At 58.5% G+C, this 6,230-nt stretch carries 8 protein-coding genes and 1 pseudogene; 8 read left to right on the top strand and 1 reads right to left on the bottom strand.

The window, feature by feature from the left end; all coding sequences use genetic code 11:
- The 4 genes from QT222_RS08280 to QT222_RS08295 all read left to right on the top strand — a co-directional run.
- Positions 1-1,633 (top strand): XkdF-like putative serine protease domain-containing protein (locus tag QT222_RS08280; protein WP_491476886.1); only part of this gene is annotated, 1,633 nt, incomplete at its 5' end.
- 3 nt (positions 1,634-1,636) lie between these two features.
- Positions 1,637-2,605, top strand: a complete 969-nt coding sequence (locus QT222_RS08285; RefSeq protein ID WP_491476887.1) for a phage major capsid protein — start codon at positions 1,637-1,639, stop codon at positions 2,603-2,605.
- Between the two features lie 14 nt (positions 2,606-2,619).
- Entirely contained in the window at positions 2,620-2,988 is a 369-nt protein-coding gene (locus tag QT222_RS08290; RefSeq protein WP_491476888.1) for a hypothetical protein, read from the top strand.
- Positions 2,989-2,991: 3 nt separating this feature from the next.
- On the top strand, positions 2,992-3,747 hold the full coding sequence (locus QT222_RS08295; protein ID WP_491476889.1) for a hypothetical protein: 756 nt from the start codon (positions 2,992-2,994) through the stop codon (positions 3,745-3,747).
- Between the two features lie 3 nt (positions 3,748-3,750).
- Here the strand turns inward: QT222_RS08295 and QT222_RS08300 are convergent, their stop codons facing one another.
- On the bottom strand, positions 3,751-3,996 hold the full coding sequence (locus QT222_RS08300; RefSeq protein ID WP_491476890.1) for a hypothetical protein: 246 nt from the start codon (positions 3,994-3,996) through the stop codon (positions 3,751-3,753).
- 42 nt (positions 3,997-4,038) lie between these two features.
- Here QT222_RS08300 and QT222_RS08305 point away from each other — a divergent pair, with 42 nt between their 5' ends.
- From QT222_RS08305 to QT222_RS08320, 4 genes and pseudogenes are all read left to right on the top strand, one after another.
- Positions 4,039-4,506, top strand: a complete 468-nt coding sequence (locus QT222_RS08305) for a hypothetical protein (RefSeq protein WP_491476891.1) — start codon at positions 4,039-4,041, stop codon at positions 4,504-4,506.
- Between the two features lie 59 nt (positions 4,507-4,565).
- Complete coding sequence (locus QT222_RS08310) at positions 4,566-5,264, top strand: hypothetical protein (protein WP_491476892.1); 699 nt, start codon at positions 4,566-4,568, stop codon at positions 5,262-5,264.
- An 86-nt stretch (positions 5,265-5,350) separates the two neighbouring features.
- Positions 5,351-5,830, top strand: a complete 480-nt coding sequence (locus tag QT222_RS08315) for a hypothetical protein (RefSeq protein WP_491476893.1) — start codon at positions 5,351-5,353, stop codon at positions 5,828-5,830.
- A 25-nt stretch (positions 5,831-5,855) separates the two neighbouring features.
- Positions 5,856-6,230 (top strand): annotated as a pseudogene (locus QT222_RS08320) (hypothetical protein); the annotation flags it as partial.

The raw sequence follows: 6,230 nt of genomic DNA on the forward strand, positions 1-6,230 counted from the left end.
AGCGGGTTGGTTAGAGAAGACTGTCGCAAGCAAGGTGATTGACCCGGAGGCCCAGACCGCCGCCGGTGCGGTGTCGGTCCGGTGGGAAGTCGGCCCCCACCGCGACTTCTTCCGCCCTGAAGCCGTGCCGTCGATGTTCAACCCCAACGCCGCCGAGGGGGTGATGCATGCCGCGTTCCCGGCCGACGCAGCGGAGACGGTCGACCACTGGCTCCTCGAGGAGTCCGAGACCTTCGGTGGCGAGGAATACCCTGCCGGGACGTGGATGGCGACGCGCAAGTACGACGATGATGACCTCTGGGCGCTCGTCGAACAGGGGATTCTCAACGGCTTCTCAATTGGCGGCGACATCACTTCCCAGGTTGCCCACGCTGCCGACGACCTACCCGAGGACGTCGTCTTCCCGGCCGGCGTCGACGAGGGTGACGCGACAGAGATCGTCAACGGTGCCGTCGACGAGGTGTCGGATGTCGACATCCCGGCGGTTCCCCGCGCGGTCTACGCCACTGCGAAATCACTCTCGAAATCCATCGTCGATGACGTCGCCGGTGAAGACGAGTTCGTCGACGTGATGGCCGACCGGGGGCACTCGGAGTCGGACGCCCGACAGCTCTGGGAGTACCTGCAGAGCGCCGAGAAACTCGACAGCGCTGCAGGCCGTTCGAAGATGACTGATACAGAGACAGACACTCCCGACACCAGCGACGGCGACGACCAGAGCCCCGAGCGGCTCAAGGACGTCGACGACGCGACGCTCGGCCAACGCCTCAAGGCGATGTTGTTCGGCAAGTCCGATGACGACGTAAGCCCCGAGACGGATGGGCAGTCCGAGGTTGACCGAGTGGCGTACTCCAAAGCGATTCATGCGCTTGAGGAGGGCCGCTTGTTCAAAGAGGGCCGAACGCTCAACGCCGACAACCGCGAGGCGTTGATGGCCGCCCACGACGCAATCGAGGCGTCGCTGGCGTCGGACATGGATATCGAGATGAATCGGTTTACAGACGACCCGGACACCGACTTCGACATCGCCCAGTACGGCTCCCCTGCCGAGGATGGCGATGAGGGCGACGCCGAGAAGGCGACGTCGACGGAGAAACTCACCGAAGAGCAAGGCGACCTTGTCGCCGACGCCATCGAGCGCTTCGTCGACAAGCAGGGCAACGCCCCGTTTTCGGACTTCAAGTCCTGGGTTTGGCGGACGGATATCCTCGACGAAGATACTGCCTTCGCTGCCGACGAGGCGACGTGGCAGTATCAGGAGTACATCCGCGCACAACGTGATGAGGCGCCAGTCTCCGACGATTTCGCTGCGTGGGTCGAGGCAGAGACGAACACAGATGCGGATCTCGAAATGAGCAACACCAACGACGACGCCGAGAAGGCAGTCATGGAGCGACTCGAACAGATGGAAAAACGACTCGACGAAGTGGAGGGCGACGACGGCGACGCTGAGAAGGCGGCCGACATCTCTGACGCCCTCGCCGAGAAGCTCGACTCCATCGAGGAGCGAGTGGATACAATCGCCAAGCAGTCCGGTCACGGAAGTGACCAGCTCGGCAAGAGCGCCGACGAAGAGACCACGCAGACGACCAAGGGCTTCACGCTCGACCCCCGCAAGGCTGGAGGCCGGTAATCAATGAGCCACGCAAATACCGTTCGTAACACGCGCCAGAAGAACGAGGACGCCCTCGAGAAGTTCGACACCACCACGATGGCTGGTGGGGTACTTCCCCGCGACCTCTTCGATGAGTTCTATCAGAAGGTCCAGGAGTCCGCCGCCATGCTGCAGGCCGCTCGAACCGAGGACCTCCCGCGGCAGAAGATGGCGATTCCGCGTATCTCTGTCGGCGACCGTCAGCGTCGTGGTGCGAGCGAGGGGACTGGTGACGCTGGGTCGGCGTCCGTCTCGACCGATCAGGTCAACATGGACGTCGAGAAGGGGACGCTCTCGTACGACCTCACCCGTGAGTCCGTCGACGATACGGTCGACAATGTCGACGAGATCGTCCTCGACATGCTGTCGCGGCAGTTCGCTATCGACACGCAGGACCTGGGGATCAACGGCGACGAGTCGGCGGCGGACGCGTTCATCAACCAGAACGACGGCTGGCTGAAGATTCTCGCGAACTCCAACGACACCAACACCTACAACCACGCCGACGGGTCGGGGAACCCACAGCCGGTGTCGACCGAGATGTTCAACCAGACGATCACGGCCATGCCAAACCGGTATCTCCGCTCCGAGCGGTTCCAGCCGCGGTTTTACATGAACCTCAACCAACTGCAGTCGTACACGAACGGCCTCGCCCAGCGGAACGACCCGCTCGGTGCGGCCGTCCTGTTCGGCGATAGTGACATCACACCGTTCACCTACGACATCGTCGGTGTCGCCAACTGGCCCGAGGACAAGGTCGTGTTCACCCACCCGCAGAACTTCGTCTACGGGCTCTACGACAAGGTCGAGATTCGGGTGCTCACCGAGACGGACAAGGTCGCCGAGAACGACCTGTTTGCGCGCTACTTCCTGCGTGTTCGCGACGACTTCGCCATCGAGGATGAGGAGGGCGCTGTTCTCGTCTCGAATGTCAAGACCACGAGTGCGTGATGGAGGGTTGAGTAATGCCTACCATCCAGTACACTGGTGGCGGACGGTATCGACACGACGGGCGCACGTACGAGGCAGGTGATGTCGCTGACGTCGACGAGGAGGTGGCTGCCTACCTCACGTCGACCGACGACTTCTCGGAGGTAGTCGACAGTGGGGAGAGCCTTCAGAAGGTTGGTGGAACGCCTGACGGCTCGGACACCACCGCGTCCGCAGAAGACACGTTCGACCTCGACGCGTTCCTAGACCAAGACTACAACGACCGTGCCGGCGCTGTCGAAGCTGGCGATGTCGACGCCCACCTGGACGTCATCGAGGACGCCGAGACGAGCGAGACCGTGAAGGACGCCATCGACGCCCGTCGCGACGAACTGGAGGCGTAAGCCATGGCAGACGTCGGGTACTGTACGGTCGAGGACGTCCGTCGTGCGCTCCAGGAGACGACGGGGAAGTTCGACAACGGTGCGTGGGGCGAAGCGAACCACCAGGTCGTCGTCGACGCCATCACGGCCCAGACGGAGTGGCTCGAGAAGACGCTCTCGCGACACTTCTACGTCCCCGGAGGGATCGACGAAGACACCCGCAACATCATCCCGACCGGGCCGAACGCTCGCGATGACGAGGAATCGATTCCAACGAAGTCAGCGGTTGCGGTCGGCGAAGTCGCCGAACCGAAGACGTGGCCAGGCGACTACACGCGCCTTGAGTTAGCCCGTCGCGATGGCGAGGCGATCACGAAGCCTCTCGTCCGGACGCCCGGCGGCTATGCAGATTCGGTCACAGGCACCGCGTACGACGGTGGCCCGTGGCCCGACGCTCTCGGCAAGGACTACATGCTGCGCATCAACAACGGGGGCGTCACGCACCTGTACCTCGATACGAGCAACCTCTACGACGAGGTCACCGAGGAGTGGACTCTCGACTCGTTTGTCAACTGCGTCTACGTGGCCTTCGACTACGGTCACGAAGGGCTGCCCCAGACCATCCGTCGCGCGGTCGCGTTCCGGGCGGCCGCAGAGTTGCTGCTCGACGATCAGGCGGCACTCGGCATCCCAGACAACAGCCAACTGACCAACCCTGAGTCGAAGAAGCAGGCGATGGAGAACCGTGCTGAGGAGCTGCTTGAGGTCTATCGCGAGTGAATGTCAAAAATCAAACGTCCCTGATGATTTGTCTTCGTCGTATACGATTACGTTATGGACTCGTTCTGGTGGGAAGAAGTTGATTCGATCTTCTTTATCGCCTCCACGACACTCGATCCACCCGTTCGACAGGAAGTGGACTTCAGAGAACTCCAGCTCCCGGATATCTTTGCCTGTAGTGGCAACAATCAGTTCGATTGTAACACCCTGGTCCTCTTTCCTTACTACCCGCACAGTCTCGTTGGACATCGACCCACTATTGTCAACCAAACGCAATAAAGGTGGCCGGGGATGAATCTGAGTAACGATTTCATCGCGAGCGCTCGCGAGGCCATCCTCGACAACGCTGAATCTGAGTTCACTCGCGAGGGTGGTCTCCTCGACCAGGCTATCGAGCGCTCCCACGAGGTCCTCAGACAGTACGACTCAGAGATGGATTACGATGTCGAGCCGATCATCGACAGTCTGCAAGAGCCCCGAGTCGAACGGCGTCAGGGGCGCATCGTTGCGACGTGGGGATGGTCGCACGAGGCCGCCGTCTATTTCGAGTTCGGAACTTCGGACCACGTTGTCGACGGTGATCCTGTGCTCAGCTGGGTGTGGTCTCGGGAAGATGCTCCGGCGTGGGTTGCCGAAGAGTTCGAACCCGAAGGAGACGGCTATCGTGTGTTCCTTACAAGCGTGAATATTAGTGGCTTGCCAGAATCTAGATTCATCCGAGATGGAGTCCGATTCTTGGTCTCAAATATGAGTGATTGAGCTATCATGAATACATTACATATATTTTATAAGTTTGAATTAGATTGTTGAACTCAAGTGTGACCAATTCAGATACAATTGATATTCACGATGGTGTCTCTAGTGAGCCTATCCACCTGAGAGAAGACAAAATGAGACAAATTGTGAATCATATCGAAGAGTGTCTTGATAACAGACGGTACTGGCAATTGCAACGGACATTTATCATCGATGAATTCTCTGATGAGAATTACGCCGAAGAAGATATCTATGGTATAATTGACGAGCTAGTTGATGATGGACCCCTAACAGATGATGATTTTCATCTAAATCTTGTATATCCTAAATCAATGTCAACTAATGTTGTTGACGCTATCAACCCCAACGAAGGAATGTCACTTAGATCAACATATCTGTATGGTTTCTACTTTTTTGCGAGCGGCGTACTAGTCCTGTCAGACAAAAATATGCTTCCGGGAGAGTTGACGACACAGATTATACCAGTTGTTGGTGCAGGTGGGATCGCCTGCTATGGGCTTGGCAAACTGGCAGATAAAGTTGTGAGAGGTGTCTCAAAAAGAGTTCCAATAATTAAACGATTCAAAGCATTTGTCTATCCATTTAGTGTTATTGTAGCACTCGAGGTCACCATTGTCTGGTGGTTAGCTAACATCCTCAACCGTTCAATTTCAACAACTGGATTGGCCGCGTTGTTCCCTACGACTATTCTTGCTGCAGTTGGCTTCGCCAAGTACATTGAAGGCCGTGATGACGACTAATCAACTTTCCAGCAGCTTCTGAAGTATTACTGCTGTCCCGATGATGCCCCGGTGGGCAGAGGTCCAAAGTACGCCGGACCATTCTCATGACGACCGAAGTCGAGTGGGTTCTCTCGACGATCAAGTCCAACTGGCCCGACGCGACGTTTCCTGACGACCTCGAACGCATCAATCGCGACGATAGCAAGCAACTCGACTCCAACATCCGCTCGCGGAAAGGTGAGTTGAAGCGGTCGAACTTCTTCGGCGCAGCGTTGGCGACAAAGCGGCGTTCGCCCACCGGAGCAGAGTTCGACCACCGTAGCGAGACTGTCGTCGGCTGCCGTCTTGAAGGTCTTCACGAAGACGAGTGGGGACATGTCGCTGACACCGATGCGTTCGACGACCTACTCTCAAAGTGCCAGCACGCACTGAACGCCGAGCGAACCTATCCCAACGTGGGCGTGTCGGACATCGCGTACCACACGCTCACCATCGAAAACGAGACGAATCGCTCTGCCGACTATGCCGATTTCTATGACGCCCGATTTTCAGTCCGACTGACGGGCTACGAAAGTACACCATGACCATGATACAGCCACGAGGTGACCCATGACAGGCGCGACTACGGCCGCATTCACGCTGGAACCGAGCTATCTGACCAGTCCTGGAGCAGACCCGACGTACCACCAACCCGGTCGCGATGTCGAGGTCCAGGATGCTGAGCTCTCGAACGTCCTCCAGCGCATCCGCGACCCGGACGGTGCTGAGGCACTCGACAGCATCGCCACCCGACTCGAAGGAGCGCTGTCGGTCACAGCCACGATGGCGAGCACGAAATGGCTCGACCTCGTGATGAACGACGGCGGGACCGGGATGAAGCAAGGGCGGATGCCCTCCTCGCGGTGGTATCTGGGAGTCGATTATCTCTCGGGGACCTGCCAGCGAGAACTGAAGGGTGTTGTCGTCCTCGAATGGTCCCTGCAG

It is taken from the genome of Haloferax sp. s1, from assembly GCF_058382125.1.